The following is a 21,338-nucleotide window of genomic DNA, read 5'->3' as shown; positions in this document are numbered from 1 at the left end:
TGTCGCTGTGAGTGAGACCGATACTCGCCGCGGTCACGGCGCCGCCCACCGATAGCCGACGCCACGCACGGTGACAACGAACTCAGGTCGGAGCTTGAGCCTCAATCGGTGAACGTGCTCGGTTACCGTGGCCTCGCCCTGCCAGCTCGACGAACTGCTCCATACGAGCTTCAACAGCTGGGCGCGTGAGTAGACCTGGCGCGGGTGCGCGACAAGAAAGGCGAGCAGGTCGAATTCACGCGCGGTTAGCGTTACGGCTGTTCCATCGAGTTCGACTTCACGACTGGAGGTGTCGATCCGCAGGCCCGAGGCTGATACGACCGACGGGCCGGACCCGCACGGTGTGTCGGTGCGGCGGAGCACCGACCTTACCCGCGCGGCCAACTCACCAGGCGAGAACGGCTTCACCAAGTAGTCATCAGCGCCGAGGTCCAACCCGAGGATCCGGTCTCCTTCCCCACTACGACCAGAGAGCACAATGACGGGCACCCGATTGCCCGCTTGCCGCAGGCGGCGGAGGATTTCCAGTCCTGTAAGCCCCGGCAAGGAGAGATCCAGTACGACCAGATCAGGCGGCTGGGCGAGGATCGACTGTAGAGCAACGTTCCCGTCGCCCGCGCCGCGCACCTCGAAGCCCGAGGCTTCGAGCTGCCACGAGACCACAGTGCGGACTCGGCGGTCATCGTCGACCACCAATACCGCCGGTCGATCGTCCTGTGCGGCAGGCAATTCGCGCGGTTTGATAGCCGCCATCGTCTTCGGTACGCCTCGCCGCTGCGGACGTCCGGCCGCACCCGCTTCCATGCGAACGACGTTACCGCGCGCGATGCCTTAATAGGGGGCGGGTCTGAGGTTAAGACGTCTGTATTGGAAGCCTTACCTCAGATCCGCAGTTCCTGTGGTCCACCCCGGCCAGGTTAGGCGGTCGGCAGCGAACTCTATGAACCAGCTCAGCGCGCTGGGGTTGTCCACAGAGGACCAGGTCACCGCGTCCTGCAGGGGCGCGCCGGACAGTAGCTTCTTCACCGGCACCTCGATCCGCTTGCCCGTCAACGTGCGTGGGATAGCGGGGGCCTCCACGATCTCGTCGGGAACATGCCTCGGGCTAAGACGATTTCGAAGCGTCGTTGTGATCGCGGCACGAAGCCCATCCTCCACCCGATGGCCGTCAGCCGGCACAACGAACACTCCGAGCCAATACCCTCCGTCGGGCAAGTCAACGCCGACAACCAGCGCCTCCGAAACCTCGGCCATCGCTTCGAGAACTTCGTAGAAGTCCGAACTGCCCAGTCGTACACCGTGGCGGTTAAGCGTCGAATCTGACCTGCCATGGATGGATACGCTTCCGTCGGAGTGCATGGTAACCCAGTCTCCGTGCCGCCACACCCCAGGCCAGGTGTCGAAATACGTGTTCAGGTAACGATCACCCGTCGGATCATTCCACAGACAGATCGGCATCGACGGCATCGGCTGGGTGATCACCAGGTCGCCGACGGTATCGATGACGGACTCGCCGCGGTCATTCCACGCCGCGCAGTCGACGCCTGCGAGCCGCCCCCCAATTCGACCCAGCTGTACGGGTGCGTACTCATTGCCACCGACGAACGAGCCCGAAATGTCAGTGCCACCGCTTGTCGAATCAACTCTTACGTTGTGCCCAAGGTGTTCGGTGAGCCAGCGGTAGCCGACGGCGGGCAAGGCCGAACCGCTGACCATCACGTGACGCACGCGAGTGGCACCGCTAGTCGATTGCGGCTCAACTCCGGCAGCGATCCCAGCAGTGACCACAGCGGCGCCCAACAACACGACATCGGCACGGGTGTTCTCGGCGATATCCCACACCACGCCGGCCGGATGACTGGGGCTACCCTCGTACAGCACGATAGCTGCACCTTGAGACAGTGCGCCCAACTGCATGTTCCACAACGCCCACCCCGTGGAAGTGACGGCGAACATTCGTTCCCGAGGACGGAGTCCAGCGTAGAGGCCCGACCACTTCACGGCTTCTAGTGCGATTCCGCCATGGCCGTGGACCAGGCCCTTGGGCGGGCCCGTCGTACCGGAGGTGAACAAGACCCATAATGGGTGCGAGAACTCGACCGGCTCGAACGTCAAAGGTTCTGCCTGGCGCAGCAATTCCCCCCAAGGGGTCGAACCTGCGGGGCCGGGCCGGTCGAACGCGTAGTCGACGTGGACGACATGCCGTAGCGTCGGCAGCGACTCCTGCAGCTGCCCCACAACGTCGCTGCGATCGATCGTCTTGCCGTTCCAGTGATAGCCATCGCTTGCGATAAGGACAGTGGGTTCTAGCTGAGCAAGGCGAGCGATTGCGCCCTCGGCACCGAAATCTGGCGGACAACACGACCACACGGCGCCGATCGCGGCGCTGGCGAGACAACCGATCACCGCGTGTTCGGTGTTGGGCAAATAGGCGCTCACACGATCGCCAGCACGCACTCCTGCACGGCGGAGCCAGCCCGCGACTGCCGCGACCGAACGGCGCAGCTCGGCAAAGTCGATCTCGCGCACAAGACCGTCATCCTCCCTCACGCACACCAACGCCGGAGCGTCGCCGGGTCCCCTGCGCAGTATCTCCTGTGCCCAGTTCAGCTTCCCTCCACAGAACCATCGCGTGTTGGGCATCGCGTCGGGGGTTCGCACCAGAGTCCAGGGTTCGACGAATTCGACGCCAAAGTAGTCGATGACGGAGATCCAGAATCGGTCCACGTCGTCCACAGACCAAGCCCATAGGTCGTCGTGGTTGCAAAAGCACGTCCCCTCACGGCGTTCCAACCACGAGAGGTATTCGCGCAGTGCTGAATTAGCGATGCGCTCAGGCGGAGGGCTCCAGAATGGGGCCGTCATTTGAAGCTACTCATTTCTGACGTCTGCCCCGAAAACGCTGCGCGTAATCCATGACTTGAGGTTAGGCCCGCCAGCCGCTCCTCAGTAGGGCCGAGCATGACCGTTGATCAAACGTTGTGATTTCGATGAGCCGCAATTGAGATGGCAGCGTAAGCCTTGAGGGCACACCCCAGCCAACGTTCAGTCATTCCAGAAGGAATGACAGCGTTCGACGAGACCCGCAAAGGAACTTGAAGCATGAAGCTGGCCCTCTACCTGCCGAATTTCCGCGACGAAGTCACCGTCAAGGAGCTCGAAGACCTTACGACTCTTGCCGAATCGCTGGGACTAGACTCAATATGGACGCTGGATCGCATCGTGGTTCCCGAAGCCTCGGACCGCGAGGCGCTGCAGTACTCCTTCGGAATGATGGACGAGTTCCCGAAGGGGATGCCTGTCGCATCTCGGGGCAAATGGTTGCAAGGCATGCCGCTGATTCCATGGCTGGCCGCGAAGACCGAGCATGTTCGGATTGGCATGAGCATCATCGACACCCCATTTCGGTCGCCCGGCGTGCTGGCCGCCGAACTCGCCACTCAAGATCACTTGTCGGGTGGCCGACTCAACGTCGGCGTCGGCGCGGGTTGGATGCCCGAGGAGTTCGCCGCGGCCAGCGTCCCCCACCTGTTCCCACGAAGGCACGGCCACGTTCGCGAAACAATCGAGATCATGCAGGGGGTCTGGTCGAACGAACTATTCGAATACCACGGTGAATTTGCCGACTTCCCACTGTCAGGGTTCGGACACAAGCCGCTTCAACAACCCGGGCCGCCGATCTACTTCTCCGGCCTCAAGGATTCCAGGCGATCGGCCAGGCGTATTGCCAAGTACGGCTTGGGTGGGTGGATCGGCATCCAAGACTCCCCTGATGAGATTGCGCGCTGGCGCGGCGAGATCGAATGCGAGCTGGCCGATCTCGGTCGTGCGCTGCCTGAAAATTTTGACGTCTGCAGCATGATCTGGTTCGTCATAACCGATGAACCCACAGACCAAACGCCAGCCGGCAAGGCCACCAACCTCCTGGCCGGCACACCGCGCCAAATCGAGGACATCTTGAAGCGGTACCGAGATGCCGGCATGACCATGCCACTACTCTGGCCGCCATTTCGGGACGTGCCGACCTCGAAGACGATGGATGACCTCAAGCGCCTCGTCGAGGAGATCATGCCGAAGGTGGACGCGGCCTAGAACGCTTCGCGCCTCAGATTATGTTGAGTCACATATGAAAGGTGCTGCATAAGTTGCTATTCGAAATGCGTTGGGGAGCTGAGCGATGCTCCCACCGACGTACGGTTCGCTCTACGAGCGACCTTGCGCGCGGCACTCGCACCCGGTTGCCGCCCAGGCCGAGAAAGATTGTGGTCTATTGCTCTGGTGTGCAGTCGAATTGGCACACCAGCCAGCGCTCCTAGAGCGTTTCGCGAAGAGACTGCGGTGGGAGCCACACCGAAGTGGAAAGTCATTCCAGTAGTAGCTTGCCGTCACCGACGGCACTCGACTGAACAGCCGACCAATAGAGGAGTCATTCACGTGCTCAACGATCAGCAGAGACAGCAAGCGAGTCAGCTCTTGCATGCGACCGACCACGGTGATGCTGCGGCTGTCACATCCTTGATCAGCGATGACTTCAGTTTCTACTCGATGCGGCGCGCACCGTTGAGTTCGCCCACGGGAGCGCCGGTGCCAACCGTTTTCGACCGGGTCGGCTTCCTCGCTTTCGTGAAGACCATGCCGGGCCTGACGAAAGATGGCATGCACTTCAGCGAGAATCTGGTTGTATGCGAGGGCGACTACGTAGCGATATTCGGCGAGTCCAGCGCGACCGCTCACAGCGGAGAGCCCTACAACAACGTCTACTGCTGGTTGTTTCACTTCAAACACGGGAAGGTCGACCAGTGGTGGGAATACTGCGACACACACTTGGTCGCCACAGTCTTGGGGTCTGGCACGATCAGGTGACATCTGAGTTGACATGCCCGTGATGGGCGGGCCCCGGGGGATGTTCCTGTACCCAAGTCGTACCACCACGAGTTCCGGGACGACGTCGTCCGTGTCGCTCGCGACCGAGACGACGGTGTGTCGATCGGGCAGATCGCCACCGATTTCGGGGTCCACCCAATGACGCTGCACAAGTGGATACGCCACGCCGGTATCGACGCGGGCGCCAAATCCCGGCAGCACCGGCGAGTCCTGTGAACTGCGGGATGCGCGGTGTCGGATCAGGCTCCTCGATTGGGACAACGAAGTCCTGCGCCGGGCAGCGGCCTATCTGTCACAGGCCAATATGCCGGGAAAAGGCTCTACCCGCTCGTAGCTGATCTCCCGCCGACGCGGTCCCCGTCGCGGTGACGTGCAGGGTACTCACGCTCGCCCGCCAGCCTTACTACCGCTGGCTGGCAGACCCCGACCCCATCACCGATGCCGAGGTCGTCGAAGCCTACCGCGCCAACGCCCTGTTCGACGCCCTCCACGCGGATCCCGAGTTCGGATACCGCTGCCTGGTCGAATAGGCATCCCATGCCGGCGAGCCGATGGCAGAGCGCACCGCCTGGCGGATCTGCACCCAGAACCGGTGGTGGAGTGCGTTCGGCAGGAAACGCGCTGAGAACGGCACGGTTGGGCCACCGGCGCATGACGATCTTATCGAGCGTGACTTCAACGCTGATGCACCAAATCAGCAGTGGCTCAAGGTATCACTGAACATCGCACCGGTGAAGGGAAGCTTACCGGTGTGCGATCAAGGACGTCTTCTCCAACCAGATCGTGGGCTACAGCATCGACTCGCGGCTGAAGTCCAGATTGGCCACCGCCGCGCTCAATAGTGCGGTGGCGCGCCAGTGACGAGGTGGCCGGCTGCCTTCTACATTCCGATCGTGGATCTCAGTTCAGGTCAGAACGATTCGTCCATGCTCTGGGCCGCTACGAGGTGTTTGGATCGATGGATCGAACGGACCTACCATCGTCGCCGACGCCAGTCTCGCCTCAAGCGGTTGACCTCGATCGAATACCAAACCATCGTGACCACACCAGTCAGTCAGGCTGCGTGACCGAGACTGTCACCTGATCGTGCAGCAGACCCTTGTTCAGGTGGAGCCGTACCTAAAATCGAAGCGCTTCAGAGCAATGCATTCGGGACGGCAATCCGGCACGCCCTCAAATACTCGCCCAGGCCCTTCGCCTGTGGATCCGTTCGCGTGCAGGAAGCCACGCCATCCCCCAATAAGCCAACGATGACAAAGTTCACGCCTTTGAGATTGGCGAAGTCGTAGCGCCGGACTTCCAGGTTCTCCGGAATATCAAGCAGGTGACGAACAAACTCGACGGTTAGCGTACTGGACAGCCACCGCCACCGGTCGTCCCTGTCGGTCCACACGCCTACGTTGGCATTGCCTCCCTTGTCGCCCGACCTGGCGCCGACCACGGTGCCGAGCGGACGCCGCGACGTGGGCCCGAAATCGAACGGTGGATTCGGTGACGTATATTGCCCCGGAATCGAATCTTGTTCATATGCAATGTGATCGATCATCTGGATCGTCCCGTCCGCGTGGACGACGCGGTGTTCAACATATGATGCCGGAATGACAGTCGGCCAATACACGCCGAATTCACGAGCACTGGACGGCGGTGTCGTTGTGTGGAATCCGGCATACCCGGCGACCGCCAACTCGGTCACGGCGTTGGAGAACGGACGGTCGACGATCGCTCGCTCAGTCGACTTCACGGTCACCTTCAGATGCGCAGTCGACTCGTCGAAGGTCCGAGGCTCGGCGCGGTCATATCTGAGAAGCTGGACATCCACTTCGTCGAATTGTTTCCTTCCACCGAGGATTTCGAAGAGCTGATCAATGGCCCAGTCGGATTTCTCCTCGATGTCCAGGCCGGTTAACACCATGGTCATCGTGTTGCGATATCCACCGATGTAATTCATCGCGACTTTCAGGTCCGCTGGCGGCGGACTGCCTTTCGCTCCGCTGACCAGCACACGGTCGGGCCCGTCCTGAGTGACCGATAATGAGTCGAAATGCGACACCACGTCCGGGTTGATGTAAGCCGGCGATGCAACTTCGTAGAGCAGCTGCGCAGTAACAGTTCCCGTCGTCACCAACCCACCGGTCCCCTTGTGCTTGGTGACGACGAAACTCCCGTCGTGCGCCAATTCAGCAATGGGGGACCCCGGACAGCGGCGATCATCGACTTCAGACATTCGCGCGTAATTGCCTCCGGTCGCTTGGGGTCCGCATTCGATGACGTGGCCAGCCGCGACAGCACCCGCTAGGGCGTCGAAATCGTCGCGGTCCCAACAGTGCCACCACGCACCGACCCCGACAACCAGAGCTGCGTCGGTCACGCGGCCAGTGATGACCACATCGGCGCCGCCCGAGAGCGCAGCTGTGATGCCCCATCCACCCAGATAGGCATTCGCGGTGACCGGTCGAACCGCAGCATCGGTCAGGCTGCGCCCCGTATCCAAGTGTCTGAATTCGAGTCCGTTTGCACGCAGCTGCGGCAGTACCGGCATGAGGTCATCGCCTTCGACATGGGCAACCTGCAAGGCCAAGCCAGAATCGGCGATCAAGGTACGGACCGCGTCGGCGAGACCCGCCGGATTCAGGCCACCAGCGTTGACAACCACCTTCAGTCTGCGCTGGGCGCAGGCCTCGATAACCTCTCCCAACTGGCTGAGAAACGTTCGGGCCCATCCTGTATCGGGGTCCTTCTGCCGCGCCTTCCATAGGATCAGCATGGTGAGTTCAGCGAGGTAATCCCCGGTGATTACATCGACGTCGCCGCCCTCGATTAGCAGCCGCATGGATGACGACCGATCACCGTAGAATGCCGATGCATTCCCGATGCGGACCGGCCGTCGAGGTACCGATCCCACCAGAAGATCATCGTTTGAACTGGCCACGATTACGCTCCACTCCATACTGGCCGTCGGTTTTCGGCGAACGCGCGCATTCCCTCCTGCGCATCGGCGCTACAGTAGACTTGCGCCCAAAGGCGCTCGGCTTCCGAGAACGCATCAGACAGCGATTGTTCTGCGAGCAACGAAGCAGTCTTCTTTCCTGCGGCCACGGAAAGCGGTGCGTTGGAGGCGATTTCCTCTCCCAACTTCTGGGCGGCAGCGATCAGCTGGTCCGGCCGAACGAGTCGGTTGACGAATCCGATCTCGTATGCGCGTTCTGCCGAAAGCGATTCGCCGGTCACCAGCATTTCCATCGCGATTCGTCGCGGAATCATTGACGGCAGAGGCACCGCCCACGGAGCTCCGCGGCCGACCTTGACCTCGGTGATCCCGAACCGGGCTGAGGTTGATGCGACGCATAGGTCGCAGTTCTGGACGAGTAGAAAGCCCCCGGCCAGGGCCGGCCCGTTGACCGCGGCGATGGTGGGCTTGGCCACCTCTATATTACGACCGAACTGCGGCACGAAGTTGATCGGCGGAATCGTCAGACCGCTTTGCGACATCTCCTTAAGGTCGCCTCCGGCACAGAACGCCGTGCCCGCTCCGGTAAGGACAAGTACCTTCGCCGCGTCATCGATGTTGAACGCGTGAAGTGCGGCGAACAAACCTCTCCGCACTTCCTCATTGAGGCAGTTGCGCGCCTCGGGACGATTGATGGTCAGCCACGCCACTTCATTGCGTACCTCGTATTCGATGGTCATCGCTCTGTTGCGATCTCGCGCCGGTTCACCCACGCAGGCTCAATCGATCGTGCTAGGTGGCTCGCGCTCATCTCGTTCCACCCCCGGCCTTCCCGGGATTGGCCGTCCACTTGTTAGCGGATGAGGGAGCGCCGGTTTCTGAGACAGTACGAGCCAGATCGGCGAGCGTCCACCGCCCGTTAGCCATTAGCTTCCAATCCGGATCTTTGCTCCAGGGACGGATACGCTGCACCCTTGAGCCCCCAACCAGAAATACCTCGCCGCTCAGCGAACATGCCGATGAGAGCAGATAACCCACGAATGGCGAGACGTTACCCGGGTGCATACGGTCGAAGGCGTCGCCATCGCCATCAAGGGCTCCGCCGAATGCGCTCTCCGTCAAGCGTGTTCGCGCTTGCGGCAGCACCGCATTCACCCGTACGCCGTAACGCGCGAGCTCCTTGCTGGTCACCTGAGTCAGGGAGGCCACACCTGCCTTAGCCGCGGCGTAGTTGGCCTGTCCGGGATTGCCGAACACACCCGATTCGCTGCTTGTGTTCACCACCGAGGCATCGACAGCCTCGCCGCGCTTGCTTCGCTCGCGCCAATGGCGACCGACCTCGCGGCTCATCAGGAACGTACCCCGCAGATTGACCTGCAGCACCAGATCCCAGTCGTCGTCATGCAGGTTCACCAACATCCGGTCTCGCAGGATGCCGGCATTATTGACCAGGCCGTCAATGCGTCCGTATGCATCCACCGCCGATGACACGATTCTGCTCGCCCCGGCGGTGCCGGCGATGTCGTCGCCGTTGGCGATCGCAGAGCCGCCGGCGGCGCGGATCTCTTCGACGACGTCGTGCGCCGGCCCGGTCGAGGCGCCGGCGCCGTCTTGCTCGCCACCGAGGTCGTTGACTACGACGTTAGCCCCCTCGGCGGCGAAGAGAAGTGCGTGCTCACGCCCAATTCCCCGCCCCGCTCCGGTCACGATGATCGTTTTGTCCTGGAGGTGTCCCATGGGATTCCGCTCGCTTCCTAGGCGGACACCACACCCACGCAACGGGGGGGCCGCTTATAAATCAATTAGTATATTAGTAGACTATATATTGCCAAAGTAAGTGGGGCAATCGTCTCCTCCCACCTTCCGCCCGAGGCCGATGCGCCCGGACGGCGATTAATCAGCATTCGGTGCAGCCCCGCCGGGGGGCGCGTTGAGACGCCATGAAATTCGCTCTGATGGTCATCTTGTCCAGCTTGTCTCCCGCCAGCGTGGGTAGCGACGCGGCGGATATGTGCCAGCGCGTCGGTATCGCGAAGTAGGCGAGTTTGCCGGCGCAGTGTTCGCGCAAAGCCTGGGCGTCGACCGTCCGTCCTGTTCGACAGGTGATGGCGGCCACCAACTCCTCCCCCAGGTCATCGTGGGGAATTCCGAAAGCGGCCGCTTCGGCCACCGATGGGTGGGTGAGCAGGTGCTGTTCGACCTGCGGACAAGAGATGTTCTCTCCGCCGCGGATGATGATGTCCTTGCGCCGGCCTCCGACGTAGAGGTAACCGTCGTCGTCCAAATGTCCGACGTCGCCAGTGCGAAGCCATCCATCGTCGGTCAGCGCACCGTCTTCAACCCCTACGTAGCGCAGCATGACGGTGGGTGATCGAACCAGGATCTCGCCCGATCCGGTCTCGTCGGCGTCATCGATACGCAATTCGACCACAGGATATGGCTTGCCCACCGTTCCTGGACGTTCGCGGAGGACTGCCGTTCCGGCAACTGTGGCGAAGCCGCCCGTCTCGGTCATGCCCCAAGTGTTGGCCAGCCCGCGGTCACGCAACTGGGGCAGTTTCGACGTCACCCGCCGGGCAAGGTCGGGAGGCAGCGGGGCTCCGCCGATGGGCAAGGATTCGAGGCTGGTTAGGTCGTAGGACTCAAAGTCTGGATGTTCGAGCACGCGGATCGCCATGGTCGGCACGCCGCCCCAGCTGTGGGCACGCTCGGATTCGATCAGCCGTAGCACCTCGGTGGCGTCGAATCGCCCCTCTGTGAGCACCAACCGGCCGCCGGTGAGCAGCGTGGTCAGCAATCGGGAGGAGCCGCCCACGTGGAACAGTGGGGTGGATAGCACCGAGGTTCGCAGCTCGGCGCCGGAGCCGTCGGCGATCGGGAGCCGACCGGACCTGACCAATATGTTCTGCTGATTGACGATCAACGCGCGCACCGACAATTCGACCGCCTTGGGTGTGCCCGAGCTCCCGGAGGTGAACAAGATGAGCCCTGGGTCATCGATATTCGTTTCCGCCACAGGTGCTTCCGGCATGCTGGTGTCATGCAAGGCCTCGCTCAGGTCGTTCAAATACAGAACGGGCCCGCACCCCTCGAGAAGTTCGGGAGCGTCGCTCAGTAGCTGAGCCGGCGACGTGACAGCCACGGCATGCTCGATTTCAGTGCGGCTCCACCACCGGTTGGCATAGACCGGCACCGCGCCCAGCCACCACGCCCCCCAGGTGGCCAAGGCGAACTCAGGACGGTTGTAGCTATGCAGCATCACTCGATCTCCGCGTGCCACGCCACGAGCCGACAGTTGCGCCGCGGCGCGCGGAATGGCTGATCGGAACGCAGCATGGGAGATCCGTCGCTCCCCCTGGACGAGGTAAGCATGTTCATGCCAAGCGGCGGGTGCCTCCAACAGCTGTGACATGTTCTCCGGCGATGCCGCGTACACCAGGCCAGCGTGCCCCGCATAGGTCCCGGCGATCACCTGGTCGCTCCAAAGCCGCGTAGAAGATTGCGCCGAACCGCAGGCAGTCATGACGGCGCCCCTTTCGTCCGGCTGGGCGCCTCCAGAATGTGCACCGAGCACGCCGATGCCAGGCCAATTACGTGGGCGAGCCCGACGCGGGCGCCTTCGATCTGACGTTGTCCGGCCTCACCGCGCAGGTGGGTGGCAACCTCGTAGAGGTTGGCTATGCCTGTTGCCCCAATCGGGTGGCCTTTCGACAGCAGTCCACCTGACACGTTGACTGGCAGCGAACCATCCCGTGTCGGCGCACCGGAGTCGATGAATTCGCCGGCGCCCCCCGGTGCGCATAGCCGGAGATTGTCGTAGTGCAACAACTCCGCAGTCGCGAAGCAATCGTGGAGCTCTACAAGATCCAACTCAGTCGGCTCGATGCCCGCGGCTTCGTAGGCCTGATCGGCGGCGAGTCGCGTGAGCGTGTTGACGTCCGGTTGAACCTGGCCTGCCTCGGTCCACGGATCGGACGTCATCACCGAGGCTGAAATCTTGATGGCCCGCCGACGTACGTCCGGGTCCAGTGTTCGCAGCCGAGCGTCCGACGCCAGGATCACCGATGCGGCACCGTCACCGGTGGGACAGCACATCGGCAGAGTATTCGGATAGCTGATCACCTCGGCGCGGAGAACCTCCTCCAGCGTGAACGTACGTTGGTATTGAGCCAGCGGGTTCAGCACCGAGTGCTGATGGTTCTTGACGGCAACCTTCGCGAACTGTTCAGCAGTCACGCCGTGAGTCAGCGCATATTCAGTCCCTGCTTGAGCGAATACGCCGGGCATCAGACCGGTACCGAGGAGACCTTCTGTCTTCGCCACGGACCCATACCGGCCCCGTGGCAAGAAGGCAGTCTTGTCGCCACGCTCTTTTGCGGCACCCCCGAGCATGCCCATCTTGCCCATCTTCTCAACGCCCAGTGCCATCGCAAGGTCGCACTCGCCGGACCTGATGGCCATGACTGCGACGCGGACCGCCGTGGCCCCCGTTGCGCAGGCATTGACGACGTTGTAAACCGGAATCCCGCTCTGCCCGATCTGCTTCTGCAGGCGCTGGCCGTTGTGCGAATTCGCTTCGTAGACATTGCCGAGCGCTAACAGACCCATGGCGGACATTTGCTGGCCAGAGTCGGCCAAGGCGTCCAGCGCTGCGGTAGACGCGAGGTCCATCAGATCCTTGTCCGGGAACCGACCGAACTTCGTCATCGAGGCGCCGATTATCCAGACGTTCTCACTCACTTGTGGGCCCCAATTCGCTCAAATCCGAACGCCACCGCGACGTTTCCATCGTCATCGGTACCGATGTCGAACGTGGTGAGGCGGACTCGCCTCTGGGTTTCGACGTCGGCGGGATCATGGGTGTCGAGGAGGTTCGCTTTGACCACTCCTCCGCCGTCGAGGCGAACGACCACGGAGGTGAAGGGCCAGGACTTCACACCGCGCCGGACGATCGTGTACCCGCTCACAACGCCTTCGTTGGAAAGTCGCCGTTTGACGAATGAGGTGTTTGAACACTTCGCACAGGCGTTTCGACGGTCGAAATACAACGCCGCACAACCAGCGCACTCGTGGGCCTCGAGGTGCGGATCCTCACCCAACACCAGATAGTCGACGACGGGGATGACACGCGGCACAGTTACCTCCTCGATTCCCAGCATCTGCAGCCAGAATAATACTATATTAATCTATATTCCATTGCTATACAATCAAGTGTCTTAGTGAATCCTCGTCAGCCTCGTCCCGCGACGTAAGCTGGCCAACAGTCGGCTCATGATCACGCCGCGAATCGGGTCATCGCGGCGGTGGACCCAATCGCCAGTGCAGAATCGCAGGCAGGCCCCCGAAACAACCAAGGAGACGGCGAGTGGCGAGTATGCGCGATGTGTCCGACGACACGAACGACCCGGTGTACTGGGCCAAGCATTTCTGGGAAGAGCAGAAATTGGACGGCGACGAGCAGCGATTCCTCACGTTGTCGTCGTTGCTTCGCTACCACCGCCTCGTCGCTGACGCGGTCGACGATGAACTTAAAAAGTGCGAGTTGAACCTGACGGACTACTTGACGTTGATGACGTTGCAACTTTCGAAGACCGGCACACGGTTGATCTCCGATCTGGCCCGCGGACTCTTGATTCACGCCACCACCGCCACCCTTGTCACGGATCGCCTCGAGAGGCGGGCCATGTTGCGGCGCAGCCCCCATCCCACCGACCGGCGAGCGACGTGTATCACCATCACCGACCTCGGACGGGAGGCCGCCGATGGGGCCACCAGAGCCCTCCACGAAATCAACTTCGGATTGAGTGGCACCAACCGTGACGTCAAGCGGTTTTACCAGGCCCTCACGACTATGCGTCGAGCGGCGGGCGACGCCGGACCGCACTGACGCGTTTCGAAAGCTCAACTTCGGTGGCGATCCAGGAGCTGAAGTGCGCCACGTCGAGAGCCGCCTTCGTTATCAGGCGCCGAATTCTGCAGCCTTCTCTCGGAAGGTTGGCCACATCGCCCGGGCGAGGCGTTCCTCCTCCGCGAGCTGGGCAGAAAGCGATTGTGCAAGCGCGGTCACCGAGAGCTGCCGGATTCCTTGCAGCGAAGAACTCGGCACAGGATTGATCGACCTGGCGAGGTCGACTGCGGCGGCGACGACGCTCTCACCGTCGTCGACAACCTGGTCAGCGATTCCGAACTCGAATGCGGTTCCGGCGTTCATCGGTTGGTCCCGCAGCAGGAACCTGGCAGCATGAGCCGAGCCTAGGAAGTGGCTGAGGAAGTACGACGAGCCGTTATCGGGCGCTACGCCGAGACCGGCGAAGCGCGGATGTAGAGCCGCCGAACGAGACAAGACCCGGAAGTCGGTAGCCAGGGCGTAGCCCATACCCGCACCGGCGGCCGCTCCGTTTACGGCGGCCACGGTGATGACTGGGGCGTCGCGGATGAGTTCTACGATGCGGAAGGACGTAGCGAGAAAGTCTCCCATCACGTCGTTGCGACCGGCACCCAAGAGGGCAGCCGTGCACTTGAGGTCAGCACCCGCGCAAAAGCCCCGCCCCGCCCCCGTGAGCACGGCGGCCCGAACCGGTTCCGCCACTGCGCGCTTCCAGACCTCTTCGAGCTGACTGACCAGTGCCGGAGTCAAGGCGTTCATGGCGTCAGGACGATTCAATGTGATTACTGCGACCTCGTCGACGACCGAATGGCGCACCAACCCTCCTGCCACGTCGTCCGCCGTCGTTCCGGTGAAATTCATCTTGACTCCATTCTCGTCAACGACAGCGTCGCACGCGTTCCATTAAGGGTGGTGAGTGAGTGATTATTCACCAACAGTAACGTGTCGAGTGGCGCTGTCAACCAAAATGGACTCGCGTCAGGCGGATTCGATGCCCACCAGGCGCCGCGCCAACGCCTGATTACGCGTGATGTAAGCGGTCAACGACACCCGCCGGAGCAAATGGCGCTTGAGGACCCACGTGGAGGCGGTCATGCTGATCGCAAGCGCAGCCATACGCGGATCGTCGCAGTGAAACTCACCGTGCCCTATACCCTGCTCGATTAGCGTGGTGATCTCGCTGACGTGACGCTCCTCTTGCTGGTGCAAGCGGGACTGCATGGGCTGAGGCATGTATTGGAACTCGACGTAGAGGAGACGTACCAGGTCGCGGTCGCCGTCGGCCTGGCGGACGAGACCGTTCACCACCGCGTCCAACTTGCTCGTTGAACTCCCATCGACGTTCAGCGCTCGGGCCATGGCCTCATTAGTTCGGTCGAAGCCCGCCTCAGACACCAGCCATAGGATGTCCTCCTTGGCTCGCACATACTTGTACAGCGAGCCGATGCTCACGTTCGCGGCCGCCGCGACGTCATTGACCGAGGTTTTGCTGTATCCGTTCTTCGAGAAGCAGGCCAAGCCTGCTTTCAGCAACTTGTTTCGGCCTTCTGCGAGGGCACCCTCGTCTTTGATCCGTCCGTTGATGGCATTCCAGCCGGCGGGGGCGGTATCATTCGCCATTGTCGTTAATCCACCTCGCGCGTCGAGACTTCACTGCATGTCGGTTAGTCGGTCGAGTATACGAGCGAGCGAGCGGGCCGAGCCAGCGTGCGACTTCGAACAATCTGCACGGCAGCGCGGAGCTCAGAACAGGGTCCGGGCGTATCCGCCGTCCAGCGAGATCGTCTGGCCCGTAAGCCAGCCGGCTCGGTCGGAGGCCAAAAACGTCGCCAGTGCGCCGACATCTTCGATCGTGCCCAGCCGCTTGGTCGGGACCATGTTGTCGATGTACTTCTCCAGAGTGTTGACCGACTCGGGGAGTTGCGCCACGTAGTCAGCGAAGTAAGGCGTCTCGACGGGTCCTGGAGCGATCACGTTCGCAGTGATGCCATGGCCGCCGAGTTCATTCGAGAGCGACTTCATCAGTCCGCACGCGGCGACACGGATGTTCGAGAACAGCACCGGGTCCTCGCGGTGCGGCTCCTTCATCGCAATGGTGCCGATGTTGATCAGGCGGCCCCATCCCTGTTCCTTCATGTGGGGAATAACTTCGCGAGTGAGGTACACGATGTTCATCACGATGTCCTGCATGGCTTGTTCGAACTGATCGTCCGAGGCGTTGTCGAAACCCCGGCCCGGAATCGTTCCACCGACCACGGTGAGAAAGAAGCTCATGCTGACGGCAATGTCGGGAGGTCCGAATGCCTCGGTGGCTTCGGCGACGGCCCGGACGACGTCATCCCGCTCCGCCATCTGAGCGGTGATTGCGACTGCCTGCCCGCCGGCGGCGTTGATGGCGTCCACCTCCCGCCGCAGCGCACGTTCGCGCCGGGCGACCATGGCCACCTTGACCCCTTCTCGGGCGAGGTCCCGGGCAATGCCCAGCCCGATGCCCCTACTGGCGCCGGCGACAATCGCGACTCTGCCTTTCAGCCCGAGATCCATTAGCGTTCCTTTCGGTAACGAGTGAGTAGTCACTCAGTTTCATATTTTTCGTTCGTCGACAACGCCGGAGCGCCGACTTGGGTCGGTGCACGCGACCGGCGTCAGTAACTTCGGGGCATACCGAGTACGTGTGAGCCGAGAAAGTTCAGGATCATCTCCTGACTGATCGGTGCGATCCGCGTCAGGCGCGCCTCTCTGAAGTACCTTGCGACGTGGTACTCCTCCGAATAGCCCATCCCGCCGTGAGTTTGCAGTGCACGGTCGGCGGCTTCGAAGCCGGCCTCGGCGCACAGATACTTGGCCGTGTTCGCCTCACGCGCGCATCGCCGCCCGTTGTCGTACAGCCAGGTGGCCTTGCGCAAGACGAGTTCGGCGGCATCCAGGCGCGCCAGCGAATCGGCCAACGGAAATTGGATGCCCTGGTTCATCGCGATCGGCCTGCCGAAAACCTCTCGTTCAACGCCGTAGCGGACAGCTGCCCGTAGGGCGGCGCGCCCTATGCCGAGCGCCTCGGCGGCAACGAGACAGCGCTCGGGATTCAAGCCGTCCAGGATGTACTCGAACCCGCGTCCCTCCTCGCCGACCCGATCCTCGATGGGGATCTCCAAGCCGTCGATGAACAATTCGTTGGAGGTAACCGCGTTGCGACCCATTTTGGGAATGGGCCTGATATCCACTTTGGTCCGGTCGAGGTCGGTGAGGAAAAGTGTCAATCCGTCTGTCTTACGTGACACGTCCTCGATCTTCGTCGTACGGGTCAACAGCAGGATCTTCTCCGACTCCATCGCCTTCGAAATCCATACCTTTCGCCCGTTGACGATGTATCGGTCGCCCGACCTGCGCGCGAAGGTCGTGATGCGCGTCGTATCCAGACCCGCTCCCGGCTCCGTCACCCCGAAGCACACATGCAGATCTCCGCTGACGATGCGCGGCAGAGTTCGGGCCTTGAGTTCATCGGACCCGTGCACGATCACGGGGTGCATGCCGAATATCGACAGGTGCATCGAACTCGCGCCGTTCATACCTGCCCCCGAAGCGGCGACCTCCTCGAGCAGGATCGACGCCTCGGTGATCCCATATCCGTGCCCGCCGTACTCCTCCGGAGTGGTGATGCCCAACCACCCGCCCGCGGCGAAGGCGTCGTAGAACTCACGCGGGAACTCGTGATCGCGGTCCTTCGTGAGCCAATAGTGGTCGTCGAACTTGCCCGCCAGCTCGGCCACTGCCGAACGGATCGTCTGCTGATCGTCGGTGAGGTCGAAGTCCATGCTCACGTCGGATCCACGGCTTCCAGCAAATGGGTGTAACACACCGAGCCCGCGCCGATGATGTGGGCAAGACCGACTCGAGGACTCGCTACCTGCCGTTCGCCGGCCCTTCCTCGCAGCTGCTCGACCAACTCCCAGATCTGCGCGATGCCCGACGCGCCCGCCGGATGCCCGCGACCGATGAAGCCGCCATCCGTCGAAACCGGCCATCTGCCGCTGCGCTCCGTCGACCCCTCGGCAACGAGCTTGTCGGCTTCACCCTCGTCGCAGAGGCCGATCGATTCGTAGTAGAGCAACTCCTCGATCGCGTAGGCATCGTGGAACTGGATCACACCGAGATCGGTGGGACCGATGCCTGCCTCTTCATACGCCGCATGTGCGGCGCGACGACCCATCTCCGGTGGCCCAACCACCGCTCCTGTGAACAGGTGGCCCGGCGAGTAGAGCTCGGAATGCGCCTGCGACGCGGCAACTCGCACCGAAGCCGAGACGCCCAGGCGTTGCAGCGCCGCCCGCGAGCAGACGATCGCGGCCGAAGCCCCCGCGCCCTGCGGTGCCGCCATGCGCGCTGTGTGCGGGTAGGCGAGCATCCGGGAACCGAGCACCTGTTCGACGGTGACGGGTTTTGGTGCCTGACGCTCGGCGTAAGGACTGAGCCGGGCGTTGTTCCAGTTCTTCGCAGCGATACGAGCGAGCGTCTCGGCGGTCGTACCGTGCTCGGCCATCCTGCGCACCGCCCACATCGAGAAGAAGGCCATTGGCGAGACCACCGCTTCGACGACCGGCACCCCCGCCCGGATTGCGTTGAAGTCTGCTCCGGCCGCGGCGGGATCGTCGTAGGCGACAGCCATCACGACGTCCTGTGCGCCCCCGGCGACAGAGTGAACCGCTTCGTAGAACGCCGCCGCCCCGGTCGCCGAAGCGTTCTCCACTCGCACCACCGGAATCCCGGTCAGTCCAAGGTCTTTCACCACTCCGAGGCCGAACATGGGCGGAGCCAGCGCCGTGCCGAGGTACAGTGCTCCGATCTCCGCGAATGGGATCGCGGCGTCCTCGAGCGCGCCGAGCGATGCCGTCATGATCCGGTTGGCCAATGACTGCTCAGGCCCACCAAAGCGGCTCATGCCGACCCCGAGTACGTAAACGTCCTGATTCACCGCTTCACCCCCGACGGCGCAAAGCCGAGCACCGCTTCCACACCAGTGTCGCCGGTGCGAAACGGCAGCGGGACGGCGCGAACGCGCTGGCCCACCGACCACTGATCGGCCGGTCCGACGAGTGCCCCGATGACCCTCGGTCCGTTGTCGTCGAGATCGATCAGACCGACGGCGTAGCCCTGTTCGGCGCCGGGATCGGGTGGTTTGCTGCCCGGCCACGGCACGTGCACGAAGGTCCACGACCAAATGGTGCCGGCCGGTGCGAGCTCGACATCCTGTACAGCGCCACCGTCGACGGGAGATCTCAGTCTTCGCGGCCACAGCAGCTCGCCCGAGCCGACGCTGCGGGATCCGAGCAGCGAGACGTTGTCGCCGTCGAATCGATACAGATCGGGGTCGACAGACCGCACCGACGTGGTGTCGCTAGTTGAAGTCATCGGGCGTGGTTCTCCTTCTCATCGGTTGGCTGTTCTGGACTGGTATTCGGCTCTTAAATCGCGTTTGAGAACCTTCATGCCCGCCGACAGCGGCAGTGGTTGGGAGCGGATGTCGAAAGTCTTCGGAATCTTGTAGCGGGCAATGCGGTCGCGCAGGAAGGCGGTCAGATCCGCTTCCTGAAGAGCAGCACCCGCGGTAGGCACGACGACTGCGTGAACGGCCTCTCCCCACTCGGTGCTCGGCACTCCGATCACGGCAACCTGATCGACGGCGGGGTGATCGGCGATCGCCAGCTCCACCTCGGCGCTGTAGACGTTCTCACCGCCGCTGATGATCATGTCCTTCAGCCGATCGGTCAGGTACAGGTAGCCGTCGTCGTCGAGCAGGCCACCGTCGCCGGTTCGGTGAAAGCCATCGCAGCGTGTGCGCGAAGTCTCGTCCGGTCTCCGCCAGTAGTGGGTGAAAACCGTTGGTCCGCGCAGACATACCTCACCAGCGACGTTGCGGGCAACAGGCGATCCTTCGGAGTCGATGATGCGGACTTGTGTCCCCGGAACAGCTTTCCCAACCGACCGCAGGGCCGTTCGCGCAACGTGATCCTCGTGGGACAGACACGTGCCCAGCCCCGCCTCGGTCATGCCGTAGATCTGGGTGATCCGGGCTTGCGGCGCGACCGCGAGCACGCGTTCCAACAATGCTGCAGGCATAGGCGAACCGCCGTAGCAGATGTGGCGGATCGAAGACACGACCGACGGCTCGAACGCAGCGTGACCGCACAGCATCTGAAGCAGCTTGGGGACGATCATCATGTGGGTGATTCGATGAGCGGGAATGTCCGTCAGGGCACGCTCGACATCGAACCGTTCGCGATACACCCCGAGATTGCCCGCGGCGGCGAACGACAGCGCGGGACCGATCCCCGCGACGTGGTACAGCGGTCCGGTTTGCAGGTTCACGTTGCCCGGCCGGAACAGGTCCAGAGTCGGTGCCAGTCCGAAGACGAGTCCGCACAGGTTGCGTTGCGACAATCCGACACCCTTGGGCCGGCCGGTCGTTCCGCTGGTGTAAACCAAAATCGCGGTGGCGTTCTCGTCGACGTCAAATGGCGCCGCCGGCGCCGAGCCGTCCACTACTTCGCCCAACGTCATCGCGCCGGGAACGGCGGTGTCGATGGTGACGATGCCCCGCACGCCGGGGAGGGCGGCTTGCAGCGCGCGCAGATCCGTGCGCGCCGCAAAGGTGGCGTCGACGACGATCAGCGCCGGGTCGGCGTCGGCGAGTATGTGTCTGATCTCTGGGATCGACAGCATGGTGTTGATCGGGACGGGGATGACTCCGCTGAGAAACCCGGCGTTGAGCACGACCATCGCCGATGTCGAGTTTCCGGCGATGATCGCGACTCGATCGCCGGCCGAGAGGCCGAAGCCGTCGAACGCCGCGGACAGGCGCAGTGCTCGATCGAGGTGCGCGGCGAACGTCTCCCGGCCGCTCTCGTCGATGAATCCCGTCCGGTCGGCCGACCGTTCGATACCGCCCAGGAGGAGGCGGTTGTAGGAGAAGTCCTTCATAATTCGGCGATCAGGACGTCGAGACCTCTGCGCCGCTACGAACTTGTTCCGAGAACTCCATGTGTTCGGTGATGTTGTCCGGTGTCACACTGCCTGTCGCATCGGCGATCTCGCCGGCACGACGGGCAACCGTCTCGATAGTGAGCTCAGGGTCGTAGATGCCGGGTGTTTCCCCGATGAAGTGGCGGCAGACCCGCCCGCTGGACGCCGAGTACACCTGTCCGTTCTCGGTGCAGGACTCGTGCGACAGCCACGCCACGACGGGGGCCACCAGCGACGCCTTCATCGCATCAAGGCCCGGTACGCCGGGTGAGTCGGTCATCCGCGACTTGGCGCCGGGCGCGATGACGTTGGTCGACACTCCGCGAGAAGCGCCTTCGATCGCCATCGTTCGCGACAGCCCGACGATGCCGAGTTTGGCGGCCGAGTAGTTGGCCTGACCGAAGTTCCCGTACAGGCCCGCCGCGGAGGTGGTGTTGACGATGCGCCCGTAGCCGGCTTCACGCATGTGCCGAAACGCCTGTGCGGACGTGAGATACGTGCCACGAAGATGCACCGCAATCACCGCATCGAAGTCATCCGGCGTGCTCTTGACGAAGCTGCGATCGCGAATGATCCCAGCATTGTTGATCAGGATGTCCAGGC

19 protein-coding genes and 1 pseudogene are annotated in these 21,338 nt (G+C 62.6%); 4 read left to right on the top strand and 16 right to left on the bottom strand.

The annotated features are described in order from the left end of the window. Nucleotides 1–33: 33 nt before the first annotated feature. The gene (locus ACWDTP_RS14300; protein ID WP_450020728.1) at nucleotides 34–753 is read right to left on the bottom strand and encodes a response regulator transcription factor; all 720 of its coding nucleotides are present in this window, start codon (nucleotides 751–753) and stop codon (nucleotides 34–36) included. Between the two features lie 123 nt (nucleotides 754–876). Next, nucleotides 877–2,865 (bottom strand): acetoacetate--CoA ligase, encoded by a 1,989-nt coding sequence (locus ACWDTP_RS14295; protein WP_450020694.1) that lies wholly within the window; start codon nucleotides 2,863–2,865, stop codon nucleotides 877–879. A gap of 237 nt (nucleotides 2,866–3,102) precedes the next feature. Between ACWDTP_RS14295 and ACWDTP_RS14290 the strand changes: the two genes are divergently transcribed. The 3 genes and pseudogenes from ACWDTP_RS14290 to ACWDTP_RS14280 all read left to right on the top strand — a co-directional run. Beyond that, on the top strand, nucleotides 3,103–4,092 hold the full coding sequence (locus ACWDTP_RS14290; protein ID WP_450020692.1) for an LLM class flavin-dependent oxidoreductase: 990 nt from the start codon (nucleotides 3,103–3,105) through the stop codon (nucleotides 4,090–4,092). 342 nt (nucleotides 4,093–4,434) lie between these two features. Then, a complete protein-coding gene (locus tag ACWDTP_RS14285) occupies nucleotides 4,435–4,863 on the top strand; it encodes a nuclear transport factor 2 family protein (protein ID WP_450020690.1) in 429 nt (142 codons plus the stop codon). A 48-nt stretch (nucleotides 4,864–4,911) separates the two neighbouring features. Next, nucleotides 4,912–5,951: pseudogene (locus ACWDTP_RS14280) on the top strand (IS3 family transposase); the annotation flags it as partial. A 68-nt stretch (nucleotides 5,952–6,019) separates the two neighbouring features. Here the strand turns inward: ACWDTP_RS14280 and ACWDTP_RS14275 are convergent. The 6 genes from ACWDTP_RS14275 to ACWDTP_RS14250 all read right to left on the bottom strand — a co-directional run bounded on the left by ACWDTP_RS14275 (nucleotide 6,020) and on the right by ACWDTP_RS14250 (nucleotide 12,990). Then, complete coding sequence (locus ACWDTP_RS14275; protein ID WP_450020688.1) at nucleotides 6,020–7,813, bottom strand: acyclic terpene utilization AtuA family protein; 1,794 nt, start codon at nucleotides 7,811–7,813, stop codon at nucleotides 6,020–6,022. Between the two features lie 2 nt (nucleotides 7,814–7,815). Then, on the bottom strand, nucleotides 7,816–8,571 hold the full coding sequence (locus tag ACWDTP_RS14270) for an enoyl-CoA hydratase/isomerase family protein (protein WP_450020686.1): 756 nt from the start codon (nucleotides 8,569–8,571) through the stop codon (nucleotides 7,816–7,818). Between the two features lie 67 nt (nucleotides 8,572–8,638). Continuing rightward, nucleotides 8,639–9,568, bottom strand: coding sequence for an SDR family NAD(P)-dependent oxidoreductase (locus ACWDTP_RS14265; protein WP_450020684.1), 930 nt, complete (start codon nucleotides 9,566–9,568; stop codon nucleotides 8,639–8,641). A gap of 160 nt (nucleotides 9,569–9,728) precedes the next feature. Further along, nucleotides 9,729–11,303 (bottom strand): class I adenylate-forming enzyme family protein, encoded by a 1,575-nt coding sequence (locus tag ACWDTP_RS14260; RefSeq protein ID WP_450020682.1) that lies wholly within the window; start codon nucleotides 11,301–11,303, stop codon nucleotides 9,729–9,731. A gap of 47 nt (nucleotides 11,304–11,350) precedes the next feature. Beyond that, entirely contained in the window at nucleotides 11,351–12,571 is a 1,221-nt protein-coding gene (locus ACWDTP_RS14255; RefSeq protein ID WP_450020680.1) for a thiolase family protein, read from the bottom strand. After that, on the bottom strand, nucleotides 12,568–12,990 hold the full coding sequence (locus ACWDTP_RS14250) for a Zn-ribbon domain-containing OB-fold protein (protein ID WP_450020678.1): 423 nt from the start codon (nucleotides 12,988–12,990) through the stop codon (nucleotides 12,568–12,570). Before ACWDTP_RS14250 ends, ACWDTP_RS14255 begins: the two co-directional genes overlap by 4 nt. A gap of 215 nt (nucleotides 12,991–13,205) precedes the next feature. Here ACWDTP_RS14250 and ACWDTP_RS14245 point away from each other — a divergent pair, with 215 nt between their 5' ends. Next, on the top strand, nucleotides 13,206–13,718 hold the full coding sequence (locus ACWDTP_RS14245) for a MarR family winged helix-turn-helix transcriptional regulator (protein ID WP_450020726.1): 513 nt from the start codon (nucleotides 13,206–13,208) through the stop codon (nucleotides 13,716–13,718). A gap of 72 nt (nucleotides 13,719–13,790) precedes the next feature. On the opposite strand, the gene ACWDTP_RS14240 is transcribed toward ACWDTP_RS14245, so the two are convergent. From ACWDTP_RS14240 to ACWDTP_RS14205, 8 genes are all read right to left on the bottom strand, one after another. After that, nucleotides 13,791–14,579, bottom strand: a complete 789-nt coding sequence (locus ACWDTP_RS14240; protein WP_450020676.1) for an enoyl-CoA hydratase/isomerase family protein — start codon at nucleotides 14,577–14,579, stop codon at nucleotides 13,791–13,793. A 117-nt stretch (nucleotides 14,580–14,696) separates the two neighbouring features. Continuing rightward, nucleotides 14,697–15,338 carry a TetR/AcrR family transcriptional regulator gene (locus ACWDTP_RS14235; protein ID WP_450020674.1) on the bottom strand — a complete coding sequence of 214 codons (642 nt, stop codon included), beginning with the start codon at nucleotides 15,336–15,338 and terminating at the stop codon, nucleotides 14,697–14,699. Between the two features lie 123 nt (nucleotides 15,339–15,461). Continuing rightward, on the bottom strand, nucleotides 15,462–16,262 hold the full coding sequence (locus tag ACWDTP_RS14230; RefSeq protein WP_450020672.1) for an SDR family oxidoreductase: 801 nt from the start codon (nucleotides 16,260–16,262) through the stop codon (nucleotides 15,462–15,464). A 101-nt stretch (nucleotides 16,263–16,363) separates the two neighbouring features. Next, complete coding sequence (locus ACWDTP_RS14225) at nucleotides 16,364–17,530, bottom strand: acyl-CoA dehydrogenase family protein (protein WP_450020724.1); 1,167 nt, start codon at nucleotides 17,528–17,530, stop codon at nucleotides 16,364–16,366. A gap of 2 nt (nucleotides 17,531–17,532) precedes the next feature. After that, nucleotides 17,533–18,687, bottom strand: coding sequence for a thiolase C-terminal domain-containing protein (locus tag ACWDTP_RS14220; protein ID WP_450020670.1), 1,155 nt, complete (start codon nucleotides 18,685–18,687; stop codon nucleotides 17,533–17,535). Next, complete coding sequence (locus tag ACWDTP_RS14215; protein ID WP_450020668.1) at nucleotides 18,684–19,124, bottom strand: Zn-ribbon domain-containing OB-fold protein; 441 nt, start codon at nucleotides 19,122–19,124, stop codon at nucleotides 18,684–18,686. Before ACWDTP_RS14215 ends, ACWDTP_RS14220 begins: the two co-directional genes overlap by 4 nt. A gap of 18 nt (nucleotides 19,125–19,142) precedes the next feature. Then, the gene (locus ACWDTP_RS14210) at nucleotides 19,143–20,693 is read right to left on the bottom strand and encodes an AMP-binding protein (RefSeq protein ID WP_450020666.1); all 1,551 of its coding nucleotides are present in this window, start codon (nucleotides 20,691–20,693) and stop codon (nucleotides 19,143–19,145) included. A 10-nt stretch (nucleotides 20,694–20,703) separates the two neighbouring features. Continuing rightward, nucleotides 20,704–21,338: SDR family NAD(P)-dependent oxidoreductase (locus tag ACWDTP_RS14205; protein WP_450020664.1), on the bottom strand; the 635-nt coding region annotated here is incomplete at its 5' end.

This window comes from Mycobacterium sp. NPDC003449, assembly GCF_053588415.1.
Note: the sequence above shows the minus strand (reverse complement) of the source record. Positions and strands in the feature narration are given on the sequence as shown.

Bases quoted from the DNA above. Each gene is read 5' to 3' on its own strand.
- ACWDTP_RS14300 (WP_450020728.1), bottom strand. From the start codon at position 753: ATGGCGGCTATCAAACCGCGCGAATTGCCTGCCGCACAGGACGATCGA.
- ACWDTP_RS14295 (WP_450020694.1), bottom strand. From the start codon at position 2,865: ATGACGGCCCCATTCTGGAGCCCTCCGCCTGAGCGCATCGCTAATTCA.
- ACWDTP_RS14290 (WP_450020692.1), top strand. From the start codon at position 3,103: ATGAAGCTGGCCCTCTACCTGCCGAATTTCCGCGACGAAGTCACCGTC.
- ACWDTP_RS14270 (WP_450020686.1), bottom strand. From the start codon at position 8,571: ATGACCATCGAATACGAGGTACGCAATGAAGTGGCGTGGCTGACCATC.
- ACWDTP_RS14265 (WP_450020684.1), bottom strand. From the start codon at position 9,568: ATGGGACACCTCCAGGACAAAACGATCATCGTGACCGGAGCGGGGCGG.
- ACWDTP_RS14250 (WP_450020678.1), bottom strand. From the start codon at position 12,990: ATGCTGGGAATCGAGGAGGTAACTGTGCCGCGTGTCATCCCCGTCGTC.
- ACWDTP_RS14245 (WP_450020726.1), top strand. From the start codon at position 13,206: ATGCGCGATGTGTCCGACGACACGAACGACCCGGTGTACTGGGCCAAG.
- ACWDTP_RS14240 (WP_450020676.1), bottom strand. From the start codon at position 14,579: ATGAATTTCACCGGAACGACGGCGGACGACGTGGCAGGAGGGTTGGTG.
- ACWDTP_RS14235 (WP_450020674.1), bottom strand. From the start codon at position 15,338: ATGGCGAATGATACCGCCCCCGCCGGCTGGAATGCCATCAACGGACGG.
- ACWDTP_RS14230 (WP_450020672.1), bottom strand. From the start codon at position 16,262: ATGGATCTCGGGCTGAAAGGCAGAGTCGCGATTGTCGCCGGCGCCAGT.
- ACWDTP_RS14225 (WP_450020724.1), bottom strand. From the start codon at position 17,530: ATGGACTTCGACCTCACCGACGATCAGCAGACGATCCGTTCGGCAGTG.
- ACWDTP_RS14215 (WP_450020668.1), bottom strand. From the start codon at position 19,124: ATGACTTCAACTAGCGACACCACGTCGGTGCGGTCTGTCGACCCCGAT.
- ACWDTP_RS14210 (WP_450020666.1), bottom strand. From the start codon at position 20,693: ATGAAGGACTTCTCCTACAACCGCCTCCTCCTGGGCGGTATCGAACGG.